We start from the raw sequence: 15728 nt of genomic DNA, 5'->3' as shown, positions 1-15728 counted from the left end.
CGGGCTCGGCCGTGTCGCAACACACCAGGGCCTGCATGCAGCGCGCTGCATCCTCCCCCATCCAATGTCGCAAGGAATTCCAATGAAGATCGCTGTCGCGGGTACCGGCTATGTCGGTCTGTCCAATGGCGTGTTGCTCGCCAAGCACCATGAGGTGGTGGCGCTGGACATCGTCGAGGCCAAGGTCAAGCTACTCAACGAGGGCCGCTCGCCGATCGTCGACAAGGAACTCGAGGCCGCGTTGGCCCAGGGTGGCTTGAACTTCAAGGCAACGCTGGACGCCGAGGAGGCCTTCGCCGGGGCCGATTTCGTGATCATCGCCACGCCGACCGACTACGATCCGGTCACCAATTACTTCAATACCCGCTCGATCGAGGTGGTGATCGCCAAGGTGCTGGACATCAATCCGCAGGCGACCATGGTGATCAAGTCCACCATTCCGGTTGGCTACGTGGCCAAGGTGCGCGAACAGTTCGGGACCGACAACATCATCTTCTCGCCGGAATTCCTGCGCGAAGGCCGTGCGTTGTATGACAACCTGTACCCCTCGCGCATCATCGTCGGCGAGCGCTCGGCGCGTGCGGAAACCTTCGCGCGGCTGTTGCAGGAAGGCGCGCTCAAGCCCGACGTGCCGGTGCTGTTCACCGAGCCGACCGAGGCCGAGGCGATCAAGCTATTCGCCAACACCTATCTGGCGATGCGGGTGTCCTACTTCAACGAACTCGACACGTATGCGCTCACCCATGGTCTGGACAGCCGCCAGATCATCGAGGGCATCTGCCTGGATCCGCGTATCGGCAGCCACTACAACAACCCTTCCTTCGGCTACGGCGGCTATTGTCTGCCCAAGGACACCAAGCAGTTGCTGGCCAACTACCAGAGCGTGCCGCAGAACATCATCCGGGCGATCGTCGATTCCAATACCACCCGCAAGGACTTCATTGCGAGCGACGTGCTGCGCCGCAATCCGAAGGTGGTCGGCATCTATCGTTTGATCATGAAGGCTGGCTCGGACAACTTCCGTTCTTCAAGCATCCAGGGCGTGATGAAGCGGATCAAGGCCAAGGGCGTCGAAGTCATCGTCTACGAACCCACATTGAGCGAGCCGGAGTTCTTCCGTTCGCGCGTGGTCAACGACCTGGAGGCGTTCAAGCGCGAGGCCGACGTCATCATCAGCAACCGCATGGCCGATGCGCTGCAGGACGTGCAGGACAAGGTCTATACCCGCGATCTGTTCGGCGATAACTGAGTCTGGCGATCCTGCCGGCCACGACGCAGGTGGGTGGCTCGCTACCCGCCTGTCCATGCAATGTTGACTGGAGCGGAGGTCACTACTGCGAGTGTTCGCAACGCGCTTCCGTTTAGCGAGGGCTAGAGCATGTTATGCACTTTGAGGTGAGTGCGAAGCGTCCTGCGGCGCGTCGAGACAAGGCGTGCGCCGCGCGGCTTGCCTTGGCGCCAGCTAAGCCGGCGCCACCCAGCACCCGCTCCGCACCGCTGACGGTCAACGCATCTCATCGACGTGCATCACACGCTCTAGGAGTCGTTGCTTGTCGGTCACGAGATGGCGTCCTCGAATCGCGACCAGTCAGGCATGTAACGCAAGACGGCGGCCATGGGCCGCCGTCTTGCGTGCGACGTGCGCTGATCTAGGCGATCAAGCGCGGCCGTAGGTGTCCTCGAAACGCACGATATCGTCCTCGCCCAGATAGCTGCCGGACTGCACTTCGATCAACTCCAGCGGCAACTTGCCCGGATTGCGCAGGCGGTGGGTCACGCCGAGCGGGATATAGGTGCTCTGGTTCTCGGTCAGCAGCAACACTTCCTCGCCGCGGGTGACTTCGGCAGTGCCGCTGACCACGATCCAGTGCTCGGCCCGGTGATGGTGCATCTGCAGGCTCAACACCGCCCCCGGCTTGACGGTGATGCGCTTTACCTGATGGCGATGACCATTGTCGATCGAATCGTAGGCGCCCCAGGGCCGGTAGACCTTGCGGTGCCAGGTCGCTTCTGAGCGGCCGTTGGACTTGATCTGGCCGACTACGTCCTTGACTTCCTGAATGCGGTCGCGATGGCCGACCAAGACGGCGTCCGGTGTCTCGACCACCACCACGTCCTCCAGGCCGACCATGGCGATCAGGCGCGAACCATAGGCGTAGGTATTGCGGCAGTCGATCTGGATGACATCGCCGTGATGCGCATTGCCGGCACCATCTTGTTCGGAAACCTCCAGTAGGGCAGACCAGGAGCCCACGTCGTTCCAGCCGGCATCCAGCGGCACGACGACGGCGTCGGCAGTCTTTTCCATCACCGCATAGTCGATCGAATCCGAAGGGCTGGCAGCGAACGCATCCTTGTCCAGGCGGGTGAAATCGGCGTCGCGCTTGCTCAATTCCCAGGCTTTCCTGCTGGCCTCTGCGATCGCGGGTTGAAACTTGCGCAGTTCCTCCAGATAACGCGAGGCACGGAACAGGAACATGCCGCTGTTCCAGTAGTACTCGCCGGATGCCAGATAGCCCTGGGCGGTCGTCAGGTCGGGCTTTTCGACAAAACGCTCAACCGGGCTGACGCCTGTGCCACCAGCAGCCTTGATATAGCCATAGCCGGTCTCCGGCGACGTCGGCTTGATACCGAAGGTCACAAGCTTGCCTTGGCTAGCGGCTTGCGCTGCCTGCGTTACTGCTGCTTGGAAGGCTGCCTCGTCACGGATGACATGATCCGAAGGCAGCACCAACAAGAGCGGATCGCTGCCGTCACGGGTCGCCTCGAGCGCTGCCACGGCGATGGCTGGAGCGGTATTCCGCCCCTTCGGCTCCAGCAGGATCGCGGACGGTTTGACGCCAAGCTGTTGCAGTTGCTCAGCGGCGATGAATCGATGCTCCTCGTTGGCCACGATAATCGGCGCGTGGCCTGCGACCGGCGCGGCGCGATGCCAGGTCGACTGCAGCATCGTCTGCTCGCCAACCAGCGGCAGGAACTGCTTCGGATAGGTTTCGCGCGACAGCGGCCACAGGCGCGTGCCGGAGCCGCCGGAAAGAATGATGGGAAGGACGTCAGACATGGATGGGGGAGCTCCGTGGGTCAAGGGGGTACGGTCAGGATTGCTTGAGGATCGCCGAAATCTCGTCCGTGCGCTGCTGCAGCAGCGCGGCATCGCCGCGCGTCTCGACATTCAGACGCAGCAGGGGTTCGGTATTGGAGCTGCGCAGATTGAAGCGCCACTGCGGGAACTCGGCGCTCACTCCATCGGTGTAGTCCAGGGCCGGGTTGTCGCCGCTGTAGCGCTCCATCACCCGGGCGACGGCGGCCTTGGCATCGGCGACCTTGAAGTTGATTTCACCGCTGCAGGGGAACTTCTGCATGCGTTCTTCGACCAGGTCGGCCAGCGTGGTGCCAGAGGTGGACACCAGCTCGGCGATCAGCAGCCAGGGGATCATGCCGGAGTCGGCGTAGGCGAACTCGCGGAAATAGTGGTGGGCGCTCATCTCGCCGCCATAGACGGCGTTTTCGCTGCGCATCTTTTCCTTGATGAAGGCATGGCCGCTCTTGCACAGCACCGGGACGCCACCGGCCTGCTCGACTTGCTCGATGGTGTTCCAGGTCAGGCGCGGATCGTGGACCACCTTGCCACCCGGCTGCTTGGCCAGGATGGCCTGGGCCAGCAGGCCGACCAGGTAATAGCCCTCGATGAAGCGGCCGGTATGGTCGAAGAAGAAGCAACGATCGAAGTCGCCATCCCAGGCGATGCCGAAGTCGGCGCCGTGGTCCTTGACCGCCTTCGCGGTCGCGTCGCGATTTTCCGGCAGCAGTGGGTTGGGGATGCCGTTGGGGAAGTTGCCATCGGGCTCGTGGAAAACCCGCACGAATTCGAAAGGCAGATGCGGCGCAAGCTGATCGATGATCAAGCCAGCGCCGCCATTGCCGGCATTGACGACCAGCTTCAGCGGCTTGAGCGCGCTACGATCGACATAGCTCAACAGGTGTTCCAGGTACGCAGTCTTGTCGGTACGGCTATGCTGGGCGGCGGTGGGCGCACCGACCTCGACTGAACCGGAGGCGACCACATCGCGGATGGCGAACAAGCCGGTATCCGAGCTGATCGGGCGCGCCTGTTCGCGCACCAGCTTCATGCCGTTGTAATCCATCGGATTATGGCTGGCGGTGACCATCACGCCACCGGCGGCGCCGAGGTGATCGGTCTGGAAATACACTTCCTCGGTTCCGCACAGACCGATGTCGATGACTTCCCGGCCCTTGGCGCGCAGGCCTGCCGCCAGGGCATCCTGCAAGGCCGGACTGGCCAGCCGGACGTCGTGGCCGAGAACGACGGGCCCTTCGCCCAGCTGCGCCGCCAATGCCACGCCGATCTGGCGGGCCAAGTCCTCGTTGAGTTCATCGGGCACGCGGCCCCGGATGTCGTAGGCCTTGAAGGCGGGTAGCGTCATGGGCAGATCCTTGGGTGGGGGACAGCCGAGTGTAGCGGCTGGCCCGTGTATTTGGTGTGGCTGCGGGGCGACCGAGGACAGGGAACAGTCAGCGGCTAGAATGCGTGCTTCACATCAGCGAGGTGAGGGCGGTGATGAGCAACGATGGACATGGGACGGCTGGCGGCAAGCGCTACGCCGACGCCAGAACGGCCTTGGCCGGCGTGGTCGCCGATGGGCAGACCCTGGCGGTCGGCGGCTTCGGGTTGTGCGGCATTCCCGAGGCGCTGATCGACGCGCTGCGGCAGAGCGGGGTGAGCGGGCTGACGGTGATCTCCAACAACGCGGGCGTCGATGGCTTCGGACTGGGCCAACTGCTGGCGACCCGGCAGATCCGCAAGATGATTTCGTCCTACGTGGGCGAGAACAAGGAGTTCGAGCGCCAGTACCTGGGCGGCGAGCTGGAGCTGGAATTCAATCCGCAGGGCACGCTGGCCGAGCGCTTGCGTGCCGGCGGCGCTGGTATCCCGGCGTTCTATACCGCGACCGGCTACGGCACGATCGTCGCCGAGGGGAAGGAAACGCGCAGTTTTAATGGCAAGCACTATGTGCTGGAAACCGCGTTGCAGGCCGACGTGGCGCTGGTCAAGGCCTGGCGCGCGGATACTGCAGGCAATCTGGTGTTCCGCAAGACCGCGCGCAACTTCAATCCGGCCTGCGCAATGGCTGGCAAGATCTGCATCGCCGAGGTCGAGGAAATCGTGGAACTGGGCGCGATCGATCCCGACCACGTGCACCTGCCGGGCATCTACGTCGATCGCCTGGTCCTCAACGCCACGCCGGAAAAACGCATCGAACAGCGCACCGTGCGCCAGGGAGAACACTGATGGCCTGGACCCGCGAGCAGATGGCCGCACGCGCAGCGCGCGAGTTGACCGATGGCGCCTACGTCAACCTGGGCATCGGTCTGCCCACCCTGGTGGCCAACCACATCCCCGAAGGAGTGGACGTGTGGTTGCAGTCGGAGAACGGTCTCCTTGGCATCGGTCCGTTCCCAACCGAGCAAGACGTGGATGCGGATCTGATCAACGCCGGCAAACAGACGGTGACCGCGCGTGCCGGTGCGAGTTATTTCGGGAGCCACGACTCCTTCGCGATGATCCGCGGTGGCCATATCGACCTGGCCATTCTTGGCGCCATGCAGGTCACCGCGCAGGGCGACCTGGCCAACTGGATGGTGCCCGGCAAGATGGTCAAGGGCATGGGCGGCGCCATGGACCTGGTGGCCGGCGTCAAGCGCGTGGTCGTGCTGATGGAGCACGTCGCCAAGGACGGAGCCCACAAGATCCTGCCGCAATGCGATTTGCCGCTGACCGGTGTGGGCGTGGTGGATCGCATCATCACCGATCTGGCGGTGTTCGATGTCACCGCCGATGGCCTGGTGCTGGTGGAGCGTGCCGACGGCGTGGAACTCGAGGAATTGCGGGTCAAGACCGGGGTGGAGTTCACAATCGGCTGTGGGTGAATCACCCTACGCGAGGGCGCTGGCACTCACCAGTCCGCGCCCGGTGAATTGATCGGCAACAGCGAGGTCTGCCAGCCAGGGGGCAGACCATTCGCCAGTACCGACACAAATTAAGGGTTGCTGCACCAATGTGCGATCGAGACTCAGTAGATGGCTTTCATCACCCGTTATCGAACACACTGCGTTGACGAACGCGAGCGCGCCGGCGTGTACCTTTTCGATGCAGTTCCAATATGACGGAGTCGATTCCGTTTGAAGATACACGGCTGTCGGAGCGTGTTCTCCCGCAGTGAAGTGCGAAAACTGCGCGGTCGGGGCGGTGAGCAGCGTCTCCAGCAGTAGGTCGTGGCGAAGGATTGCCGAGCTGTCTGCATCCTCGCCGTGCCGGCCATCGAAATAGCGTGCGCTAGCCAGGCTGTTGTCCGCCAGCCTGTTGGCGCCGGCATTCAGGGCGAAATAGGCGCCGTTTACGGTCTCACCTGTCATGCGTGCAAGATTGGCTTGGATTGTGCCGGCATAACCAATGTCTGCGACAAGCGCACTGCCGCTGCCAACAACGCTGTGCCAGTAGTCGAGATAATGCCCTCGTTCCTCGGCAGCCAATTTCAACAAAGCCGCGGTGGCCGGGGCGAGCATCTCCATTGTTGCGTCCTGCATCTCTGGTAGATAGATGTCCTGCTTTAGGGCTTCCATGTCGAGATGGGCTTCCACCACGTCACCCGCGGCTTCGCCGAGACGTGCGCGGACTAGGCCATGCAGGTTGCCAACATAAGTGCTACCCAGCAGCGAGCGCAGATCGCTTGCGACATGCAGCGATGGAGTGCCGGTACCGCGGCGTGACGCGAGAAAATAATGTCCGCTGAGCTGAGCCAGTGCCGGTGAGACCCCCTTGAGTACGGCGAACGCCTTCTCGAGCAGATAGCCTTCCCTGCTCAGGAACAGCAAGTGCTGGTGGCCTTGCGCCAGCGCGGTTCTTGTCAGCCAGGCCAGATAGTCAAGGACCAGTGGGCCGATGACTGCATAGCCGAAGGAAAACTCCGACAACACCGGTTTGGGCAACAGCTGCTCGGGAGCGGTATCGGCGATGTCAGCGAAGTGATTGGCAAGAAGTCCCAGCCAGAGCTGGTCCTGCCAACGAGCCTGTGGACCATCCGCAGGTCGCAGCGGACGCAGACTGGGCACGATGTCCAGCAAGGCAGACGGGCGGATGACGTGAACCGGCGTCAATAACCGATGCAGTTGGGGGCGTTGGATGTCGCTGAGTTCATTGTCTCCGACATGCAGCCACCTAGCTTTTTCGACAGCTTCCTGTGTGGATACCCATTCCCATATGCCTCCATCGTCCTTGCGCAAATGCGTTTCGCATGAAACATACCAGTTGCCAGGAAGCGCGGTGACCTCATTCGGGAGAATTTTTTTGAGTGTCACATGGTCGAGATACATGTCCGAAATCGCGATCAGGCGCTTGCCCCGCGCTTGCCCCGCGGCAGCGGCTTCGATCATGCCACGTCGTGGGCGAAGCAACGACTGCTCGAATGCGATCTCGTATTCCAGCAGCGCCTGCCGAATCGGGGCGGCAGCTTCGGAAAGTGCGGCAAGGTCTTCATAAATGGCGGAGATGTCGACGTCGTGCCCGAGCCGAACACGTGCGCGGGCTTCAGCGAGCTCGCGCAACGCATGGAAGCCAGAGAGCCCGAAGGTCCTCTCGACCTTGTTCGCCAGATAGTTGCGGGCTGCTTCCGGGGTCAGAAAGGGTCGGGTGACGAGAGTGTCGAAGACGTCCAGCGATATCAGTTCTGCTTCGAGTGCGGATAGTGTCAGGCGCGTTGATAGCGGCGTACTCAGAGCACTATGCCAGTTGCGTGCTCCTTCCGTGCTCAACGCCAGGCCACCATCCGCAGGGAGTACACCCGCAACGAAGCCACTCTGCCTTGCAACGGCAACGAACATGCGTTCCATCGCATGGTGGAGGGTCCCATCAATCTGTCCTTCTTCGGGAGGAAAGTCCTCCAATCGAAGATTCAATTCGTAAAGCGGTCGCAACGCATCTACCCTGGCCCAAAACATCGATCCTGCTGGAAAGTCGATGTATTGATTCTGCGAAATGGAAAATCCCAGCTGCATGGCCAGTGCATTGCACGCGGAGAAGTTGCTCAACCAGGTATGCGCCCATAAAGGGACGCTCTCGTGGCTTTCCGGATAAATGATTCCAAGGCGCGGCTCGGCCTGGAACATTCCCAATAGCCAGCCGATTCGCTCACTACTGCCCAGTAAGGAATTGACCAAGTATTGGCGCCAACTGCTCTGTTCGCTTCCGGTATAGAGCGACTTTTTGGTATGGATGTGACAGACCAGATCGAGCGCGAGAATCTCCTCACGGAAAGCGACCAGCAGAGGCGCGATATCGCGCCCTCGGTTGGGAACGACCCGGATGTGCAGAGTGTGGAGCTTTGAAATACCCGTAAGGCCATGCCGAGCCTGCTCTGCAGCCGTCGCGTCCATAACCGAGACCAGTAGGTCGAAGGGCAGCGGCATGTTCTCCAAGGCCGTTGCAAACTCGTCCAGCAGGTCGGTATAGAAGACATGTGCCATGATGCCAACGCGCAACCGGACTTCGGACAGTGGCGACGGAGCCGCAAAACGATGCGTTGCCAGACGGGTGGTGATCGGACTGGGCTTGCGGGTGGCTAGTGCGACGCGTTGCCAGAAGCCGCGAACCCCAAGCGCACGGATCACCTTAACGGCTCTGGTCGCCACCGTTAACAGCCCGGTGGCTCCGCCGCCGTGACGGGCGATAGAGAGGCGGATCGCCGCGCTCCAACGCGCCAGACGTTGCAGTAGTGATTTCATCAAGTGCTTACAAGTTCTGGTAGTTCGGCCCGGAACCACCCTCCGGGGTCACCCAGTTGATGATCTCGTACGGGTCCTTGATGTCGCAGGTCTTGCAGTGCACGCAGTTGGCGGCGTTGATCTGCAGCCGCTTGCCGGACGGGCTGGCGGAGTCGGCCACCATCTCGTAGACATTGGCCGGGCAGAAGCGCGTGCACGGGTTGTCGTATTCCTGCACGCAGCGGGTCGCGCAGATGTCGGTGTCGAGCACGTGCAAGTGCACTGGTTGGTCTTCGTCGTGCTCGGTGGCGGCGAAATACACGCCCTGCAGGCGGTCGCGCGGTGCCAGCTCGCGCTGCACATAGTCGCGCTTGGGTTGCTCGTACTGGCCGATCTTCTGCAGGGCCGACCAGTCGGGGGTGTTCTTCAGCGTCCACGGTGAGGCGCCCTTGAGCGCGGTCTCCCAGGCGGCGTTGAGCATGCCGAACCACAAGCCCTTCTTGAAGCCAGGCTTGATATTGCGCACCTGCTTCAGTTCGGCCATCGCGTCGGACGCGCGCAGTTTCGCGTCGAAACCCTGCGGTGCCAGCTGCGACTGGACCAAATGTTCGGCCGCCAGCATGCCGCTGCGGATGGCCTGATGAGTGCCCTTGATCTTGGGCACGTTGAGCAGACCGGCGGTGTCGCCAATCAACAGTGCGCCGGGCATCTCCACCTTGGGAAGCGATTGCCAGCCACCGGTCACAATGGCGCGGGCGCCGGCCGACAGAATGCTGCCGCCTTCCAGCAACGGCTTGATCAGTGGATGGTTCTTCCATTGCTGGAAGGCTTCCCAGGGCTGGTACTGCGGGTCGCTGTAATCCAGCCCACTGACATAGCCCAGCGCGATCTGGTTGTTTTCCAGGTGATACAGGAAGCTGCCGCCATAGGTGCGGTTGTCCGCTGGCCAGCCCAGCGTATGCACGATCTTGCCCGGCACCACGCGGCCCTCCGGTACCTGCCACAGTTCCTTGATGCCGATCGAATACGCCTGCGGATCGACGCCGGCAGTCAGCTCGAAGCGCTTGAGCAGCCGCTTGGTCAGATGGCCGCGCGCGCCTTCGGCCAGCACGGTGACCTTGGCGCGAATGTCGATGCCGGCGGTATAGCCAGGCTTGTGGCTGCCGTCCTTGGCGACGCCCATGTCGCCGATGCGCACGCCAACCACCTGGCCGCTCTCGTCGTGCAAGGTCTCGGCGGCGGCAAAGCCGGGATAGATCTCCACGCCTAGCGCCTCGGCCTGCGGCGCCAGCCAGGCGCACATCGCGCCCAGGCTGACGATGAAGTTGCCGTGGTTGCGCATGCCCGGAGGCACGATCGGGAACTTGCGCGCGGTGTCCTTGCCGAGCAGCCAGAACTCGTCTTCGCTGGCCGGCACGCAAATCGGCGGCGGAGTGTCGCGCCAACCGGGCAGCAGCGCGTCGAGCGGACCCGGCTCGATCACCGCGCCGGACAGGATATGTGCACCGATGGTGCTGGACTTCTCGATCACGCATACGCTGATGCCAGGATCGAGCTGCTTGAGCCGGATCGCGAACGCCAGGCCGGCCGGACCGGCACCGACGGTGACGACGTCGTACTCCATGACGTCGCGTTCGACCGTCTCTGGCGCGCTTGCGCCGACTCCCGTTTCCGACATTGTTCCGCTCCCGTTGGCTCGATGGCTGCCGGTATTTTCCGGGATTCGATGTGATGGCGGCAAATCCGCCCGATTCAGTGACGCTGGTGGCGCAAGACCCGTGCTAGCGTGCGTCCATGCAGGAGACGGTGGCATTGCCAGGAGCGCAGATTGGCTGGTGTCGGGGCTGGTTGGCCGCCGATCAGGCCGATGCCTTGTTGTGCACGCTGCAGGCGCAGGCGCCGTGGGAGGTCCATCGCATCCGCATGTTCGGCCGGATGGTCGATTCGCCGCGATTGAGTTGCTGGATTGGCGATCCGGAGGCCAGTTATCGCTATTCGGGCACGCGCTTCGTGCCACGTCCATGGCTGGAGGCGTTGCTGCCGCTGCGCGCGCGGCTGCACGCCGAAACCGACTGCGCCTACAACAGCGTCTTGCTCAACCGTTATCGCGACGGCCGCGATGCGATGGGCTGGCATAGCGACGATGAGCCGGAGCTGGGGCCGCAGCCGATCATCGCCTCGTTGAGCCTGGGCGCAGCGCGTCGTTTCGCCTTCAAGCACCGGCACGATCCTGCACTCGGCCACGTGCTGACGCTGGGACACGGGGATCTGCTGCTGATGGCCGGGCACACCCAGCGCCTGTACAAGCATGCGCTGCCGCGCACCGCGCGCCCGGTCGGCGAGCGGATCAACCTGACGTTTCGCCAGATCCTGCCGCTGCCCGGGCGCTGATCCGACGCATGGCCCAGGCAGTGCCGACCGTCGTTTCCGCCCGGTTGCGAACGATTCCGCGCTGTCGCTGCTGCATGGCATACCTGCGGGGGCGGCATTGCGCTGCCCGCGTGATCCCGCGTGCCGCCGATGGCTCTTCGGTAAGGAAGGCCTCCGCTGAAATGCACGGGTGAACCCCAGGCCGTGTGCCGGCTGCACACGTCACGGCCCGGTGCACGATTTACGGTGTGCGTTGCTGGGTCTGGCTGTCTTGTTGGCCGGTGACCAGGGTCCAGCCCACCAGCTCGGTGGTGATCTGCGTCAGCGCCTGTTCGAATGCCGTCGCGACCTCGGCTGTGCCGGTGGCAGTGGCCGGCCGGGCGACCAGGAACGTGCGCGAGGCGACCACGCGCTGATCGGAGGCATGCAGCAGTTTGGCATTGACCTCGATGGTCGCCGAGGGCAGCGTCTGGCCGGCATAGTCCGATTCGAAGCGGCGCAGGTCGATCGCCAGCCTGTAATCGGAGCGGATGCCGGTGCCGACGCGAGCGACCGCGGCGATCTTGCCGGAGTCCTCGAACGCCCGCACCACGCTGTCTTCCAGCATATCGGTGGCCGGCTGGGCCCAGCTCACGCCGTGGTAGACCTGCAACTCGCCTGGCGTCGGGCGCACATTGATGCGCGGGCTGTCGACCACGCGTGCGGCGGTGGGCTTGATCACCGACAGCTGCCAGCTGACCTGCGGCCAGGCCGGGTTGGGGTTGACCCGCACCGTCGGCGCATAGATCGTGGCCGGCGCACGGTCGCCGCCGGCAAGCACCGAACAGCCGCCCAGCGCCAACAACGACACGCACAGCAGGGGACGCAACAGACGCGAGGTGGTCATTTGGGTTCGAACTCCTTGGGGGCATCGCGACCGAGCAGGTAGCGCGCGGGATTGTTGTCCAGACGGTCGCTGACCCGGCGCAGGTCGCGGATCAGGCTACGCAACTCGGTCAGCGTCGGACCGAGCTGGCCGAGTCCGTCGGTGGCGAAGCTGTTGATGGCGGCACGATTCTCGCCAAGGATGTTGTCGGCATTGCCAGCGGCCGAATCCAGCTTGGCCAGGGTGGCGTCGAGCTTGTTGACGATCCCCGGCAACTGTTGGACCAGATTCTGGTCCAGCCGCTGGATGGTGCCGTTGGTGGTGGTCAGGGTGGCATCGAGATTGCGCGCCGCATCGCGCGCGCTGACGATCAACGACTGCATGCCCTGGTCGCGGTCGGCAATGCCGCCGCTGATCTTCTCCAGGTTCTGCAACGTGGCCGAGATGCTGGCCACGTTCTTGTCCGACAGCACTTCGTCCAGGCGTTCGACGATGCGATTGGCGGTGTCGGTGATGTTCTGCAGCGCCGACGGGGTGGTCTGGATGATTGGCGCATCGCTCTTGTCGATGCTGGTCAGCGCCGGCGCCTCCGGGGTGCCGCCGGAAAGCTGGATGATCGACGGGCCGGTCAGGCTGGTGATCGCCAGCTTGGCGCGGGTGTCGCTCTTGATCGGCGTGGTCGAATTGACGCGCACATGCGCGACCACCTGGCGCGGATCGTTCGGCGCCAGCGTCAGCTCGGTGATCGAGCCGACCGCGATGCCGTTGTACTGCACCGGGCTGCCGACCGACAGGCCGGTCACTGCCTCGCGGAACACCACCCGGTATTGCTGCCAGGTGCGGTCGGAGGAGTACTTGGCGGCCCAGAGCCCGAACAGCAGCAGGGCCAGGCCCGCCACGATGGTGAAGGCGCCGATCAGGACGTAATTGGCTTTGGTTTCCATGCTCAGGCGGTCTCGGTGGTGGCGGTCCGGGCCTGGCGCGCAGCGCGCGCGCGCGGACCGTGGAAGTATTCCTGGATCCAGGGGTGATCGATGTGCTCGACCTCGGCCAGCGGCGCATTGGCGATCACCTTGCGATCGGCCAGCACCGCGATGCGATCGCAGATGGCGTAGAGCGTGTCCAGGTCGTGGGTGATCAGAAACACGGTCAGGCCCAGCGCCTGCTGCAGGGTGCGGATCAAGCGGTCGAACGCGGCCGCACCGATCGGATCCAGGCCGGCGGTCGGTTCGTCCAGGAACAGCAGCGGCGGATCCAGCGCCAACGCACGCGCCAGTCCGGCGCGCTTGCGCATGCCACCGGACAGCTGCGAGGGCAGTTTGTCCAGTGCATCGGCGGGCAGGCCGGCCAATTTGATCTTCAGCAGCGCCAGCTCGAAATACCAGCGCTCGGGAAACTCGCCGTGGTGTTCCTTCAACGGAACCTGCACGTTCTCGCCGACCGTCATCGACGAGAACAGCGCGCCATCCTGGAACAGCACGCCGGTGTTGCGGGTAATGTGCTGGCGGTCGGCCAGACGCCCCGAGCGCGCGTCGGCGCCCAGCACGTGGATGCGGCCGGCATCGGGTTCGCGCAGCCCCAGGATGCTGCGCATCAGCACCGACTTGCCGGTGCCCGAGCCGCCGACCACGCCGAGGATCTCGCCGCGGCGCACGTCCAGGTCCAGGTCTTCGTGCACGGTCTGGCTGCCGAAGCGGTTGGTGAGCCCGCGCACGGAGATCGCCAACTGGTCGTCGTCGGTCTCGTCTGTCTCGGGAGGCGGGATCTGGGATTCGGGATTGCTCAACGCAGGTTCCTCTCGAATCTCATGGCACTGTCGGCACGTTTGGCGTGCACGAACGGCGAGTCGTAGCTGTCGACGGTCGTTCCCATCACCACCCCATCTTCATGAACCACAACGCCGCAATGGCATCGAGGATGATGACCAGGGAAATCGTCTGTACCACCGAGGAGGTCGTGCGCTCGCCGACCGATTGCGCGGTACCGCTGACCTTGAGTCCCTCCAGGCAGCCGATCAGGCCGATCACCAGCGCGAACAGCGGCGCCTTGGACAAGCCGACCAGGAAGTGACGCAGCTGGATCGTCTCGTGCATGCGTGCCAGATACATCTGCGGCGGGATGTCCAGATCGAATGCACCCACGGTCACGCCACCGGCCAGGCCGGCGATCATCGCAATGAAGGTCAGCAGCGGCAGGGTGACGATCAGGGCCAGCAGCCGCGGAATGACCAGCAGGTCGATCGGATCCAGGCCGAGCGTGCGGATCGCATCCACTTCCTCGCGCGACTTCATCGCGCCGATCTGGGCAGTGAAGGCGCTGGCGGTGCGGCCAGCCAGCACGATGGCGGTCAACAGCACCGCAAATTCGCGCAGGAAGGCAATGGAGACCAGCTCGACCACGTAGATCTCTGCGCCGAAGTCGCGCAGGATCGTCGAGCCGAGAAAGGCGATCACCGCACCGACCAGATACGACAGCAGCACCACCAGCGGCACCGCGTCCAGGCCGACCTGTTCCATGTGATGCACGGTCGAGGTCAGGCGGAAGCGACGCGGCTCGTGGATCAGTCGCATGATCTTGACCAGGTTCTCGCCCAGAAAGCTGTTCAGTTCCAGGATGTCCTGACCGACCCGGTGCGTCGCCCGGCCAAGGCGATCCAACGCCGCCACGAAGCCGTAATCGCGCTTGGGCTTGGGGCGCTCGTCGTTGAGTTCCTCGATGGTGCACACCAGGGCCTGGTGTTCATCGCGGAAGTCGATCGCGTCTTCCTTCAGCCCCATGCGCCCGGCAAAGCGCAGCAACTGCAGCACGCCGGCCGAATCCAGTTGCTGGATGCCGCGCGCGTCGATGCGTCGCACCCCATCGGGGACGGCCTGCAGCAGCTCCGCCTGCGGCAGGGCGGTGGCGAGCACCCAACTGCCGGCGAGACGCACCTGGGCGTGATCCTGCGGATCTTGTTCTAGGCGAGGCGGTTGCGATTTGATCATGAGGCGGCCTATAGGTCGCGCCAGCATACAGTGGCGCGCGTGAGCGCATGATGCTGGACACCGGATGGCGCGCCGGAATGGCCGCAGCGGCATACACTGGCGGCCTCGCCCCCGTGGCGTTCCACTGGCCGATCCCGCCCCGCATGTCCGCCGCCACTGTCGTTCAGCCTTCGGCCACTGCCACCTATGCCCAGCGTGTCGCGTTCGTCTCGGAGATCGCCGGGCGCCTGCATTCGTACGGGACCACCGCGCAGCGGCTGGAAGCGGCAGTTGTCGCCCTGGCGCAAAAATTGGGCCTGGACTGCGAGCCCTGGTCCAACCCCACCGGCATCATCCTCAGTTTCAGCGACCCCACCAAGTCGATCGGCTCCAGCGATATCACCCGGGTCATTCGCCTGGCGCCGGGCGAGAACGACCTCTACAAATTGAGCGTGGCCGATTACGTCGCCGATAGCGTGGCCAACGGCCGCATGAGCATCGCCCAGGGACATACCGCGCTGCGGCGGCTGGATCGGGAAACCGAGCGCCGCGGCAAGACCATGCAGACGCTGGCGTTCGGCCTGGCCGCTGCGGGCGTGGCCGGGTTGTGGAAGCTGCCGTGGCTGGACATCGGCACGGCTGGCGCCATCGGCATGTCGATCGGGCTGCTGACCCAGCTGACCGACCGGCGGCCGGCGACCAAGGAGGCGGGCGAGGCGCTGGCGGGGCTGCTCGCCGGGGTGGTGGCCACC

General features: G+C 63.9%; 13 protein-coding genes. 5 read left to right on the top strand and 8 right to left on the bottom strand.

Going from position 1 to position 15728, the window contains the following annotated elements:
• The first annotated feature begins 82 nt into the window (after positions 1–82).
• Positions 83–1249, top strand: a complete 1167-nt coding sequence (locus CKY51_RS14530; RefSeq protein WP_152249420.1) for a nucleotide sugar dehydrogenase — start codon at positions 83–85, stop codon at positions 1247–1249.
• Between the two features lie 408 nt (positions 1250–1657).
• Here CKY51_RS14530 and CKY51_RS14520 read toward each other — a convergent pair whose 3' ends face one another.
• Together CKY51_RS14520 and CKY51_RS14515 are read right to left on the bottom strand one after the other, a co-directional pair.
• Positions 1658–3061: a mannose-1-phosphate guanylyltransferase/mannose-6-phosphate isomerase gene (locus CKY51_RS14520; RefSeq protein WP_152249418.1), complete on the bottom strand. Its 1404-nt coding sequence runs from the start codon at positions 3059–3061 to the stop codon at positions 1658–1660.
• A 34-nt stretch (positions 3062–3095) separates the two neighbouring features.
• The gene (locus CKY51_RS14515) at positions 3096–4445 is read right to left on the bottom strand and encodes a phosphohexomutase domain-containing protein (RefSeq protein ID WP_022974475.1); all 1350 of its coding nucleotides are present in this window, start codon (positions 4443–4445) and stop codon (positions 3096–3098) included.
• A 134-nt stretch (positions 4446–4579) separates the two neighbouring features.
• Between CKY51_RS14515 and CKY51_RS14510 the strand changes: the two genes are divergently transcribed.
• Positions 4580–5311: a CoA transferase subunit A gene (locus CKY51_RS14510; protein WP_022974474.1), complete on the top strand. Its 732-nt coding sequence runs from the start codon at positions 4580–4582 to the stop codon at positions 5309–5311.
• Positions 5311–5949 (top strand): CoA transferase subunit B, encoded by a 639-nt coding sequence (locus CKY51_RS14505; protein ID WP_022974473.1) that lies wholly within the window; start codon positions 5311–5313, stop codon positions 5947–5949. The genes CKY51_RS14510 and CKY51_RS14505 overlap by 1 nt, the downstream gene beginning before the upstream one ends.
• Positions 5950–5955: 6 nt before the next feature.
• Here the strand turns inward: CKY51_RS14505 and CKY51_RS14500 are convergent, their stop codons facing one another.
• Positions 5956–8799: a rhamnan synthesis F family protein gene (locus tag CKY51_RS14500; protein WP_152249417.1), complete on the bottom strand. Its 2844-nt coding sequence runs from the start codon at positions 8797–8799 to the stop codon at positions 5956–5958.
• Positions 8800–8806: 7 nt separating this feature from the next.
• A complete protein-coding gene (locus tag CKY51_RS14495; RefSeq protein WP_152249416.1) occupies positions 8807–10456 on the bottom strand; it encodes an electron transfer flavoprotein-ubiquinone oxidoreductase in 1650 nt (549 codons plus the stop codon).
• A 116-nt stretch (positions 10457–10572) separates the two neighbouring features.
• On the opposite strand from CKY51_RS14495, the gene CKY51_RS14490 reads away from it, so the two are divergent.
• Positions 10573–11169, top strand: a complete 597-nt coding sequence (locus CKY51_RS14490) for an alpha-ketoglutarate-dependent dioxygenase AlkB family protein (RefSeq protein WP_022971034.1) — start codon at positions 10573–10575, stop codon at positions 11167–11169.
• Positions 11170–11389: 220 nt separating this feature from the next.
• Here CKY51_RS14490 and CKY51_RS14485 read toward each other — a convergent pair whose 3' ends face one another.
• The 4 genes from CKY51_RS14485 to CKY51_RS14470 all read right to left on the bottom strand — a co-directional run bounded on the left by CKY51_RS14485 (position 11390) and on the right by CKY51_RS14470 (position 14997).
• Positions 11390–12034 (bottom strand): ABC-type transport auxiliary lipoprotein family protein, encoded by a 645-nt coding sequence (locus CKY51_RS14485; protein ID WP_022971033.1) that lies wholly within the window; start codon positions 12032–12034, stop codon positions 11390–11392.
• Positions 12031–12957, bottom strand: coding sequence for an MlaD family protein (locus CKY51_RS14480; protein ID WP_022971032.1), 927 nt, complete (start codon positions 12955–12957; stop codon positions 12031–12033). Before CKY51_RS14480 ends, CKY51_RS14485 begins: the two co-directional genes overlap by 4 nt.
• A gap of 2 nt (positions 12958–12959) precedes the next feature.
• Positions 12960–13799, bottom strand: a complete 840-nt coding sequence (locus CKY51_RS14475) for an ABC transporter ATP-binding protein (RefSeq protein ID WP_022971031.1) — start codon at positions 13797–13799, stop codon at positions 12960–12962.
• A gap of 85 nt (positions 13800–13884) precedes the next feature.
• Positions 13885–14997, bottom strand: coding sequence for an MlaE family ABC transporter permease (locus CKY51_RS14470; RefSeq protein ID WP_022971029.1), 1113 nt, complete (start codon positions 14995–14997; stop codon positions 13885–13887).
• 143 nt (positions 14998–15140) lie between these two features.
• Between CKY51_RS14470 and CKY51_RS14465 the strand changes: the two genes are divergently transcribed.
• Positions 15141–15728, top strand: a 588-nt coding sequence (locus tag CKY51_RS14465) for a threonine/serine exporter family protein (RefSeq protein ID WP_170292334.1), incomplete at its 3' end; no start/stop codon positions are given.

It is taken from the genome of Xanthomonas maliensis, assembly GCF_009192945.1.
In the GTDB taxonomy this organism is placed as follows: Bacteria; Pseudomonadota; Gammaproteobacteria; order Xanthomonadales; family Xanthomonadaceae; genus Xanthomonas; species Xanthomonas maliensis.
The sequence above is the reverse complement of the archived record's forward strand: the minus strand, read 5'-3'. Positions and strand labels throughout refer to the sequence as shown.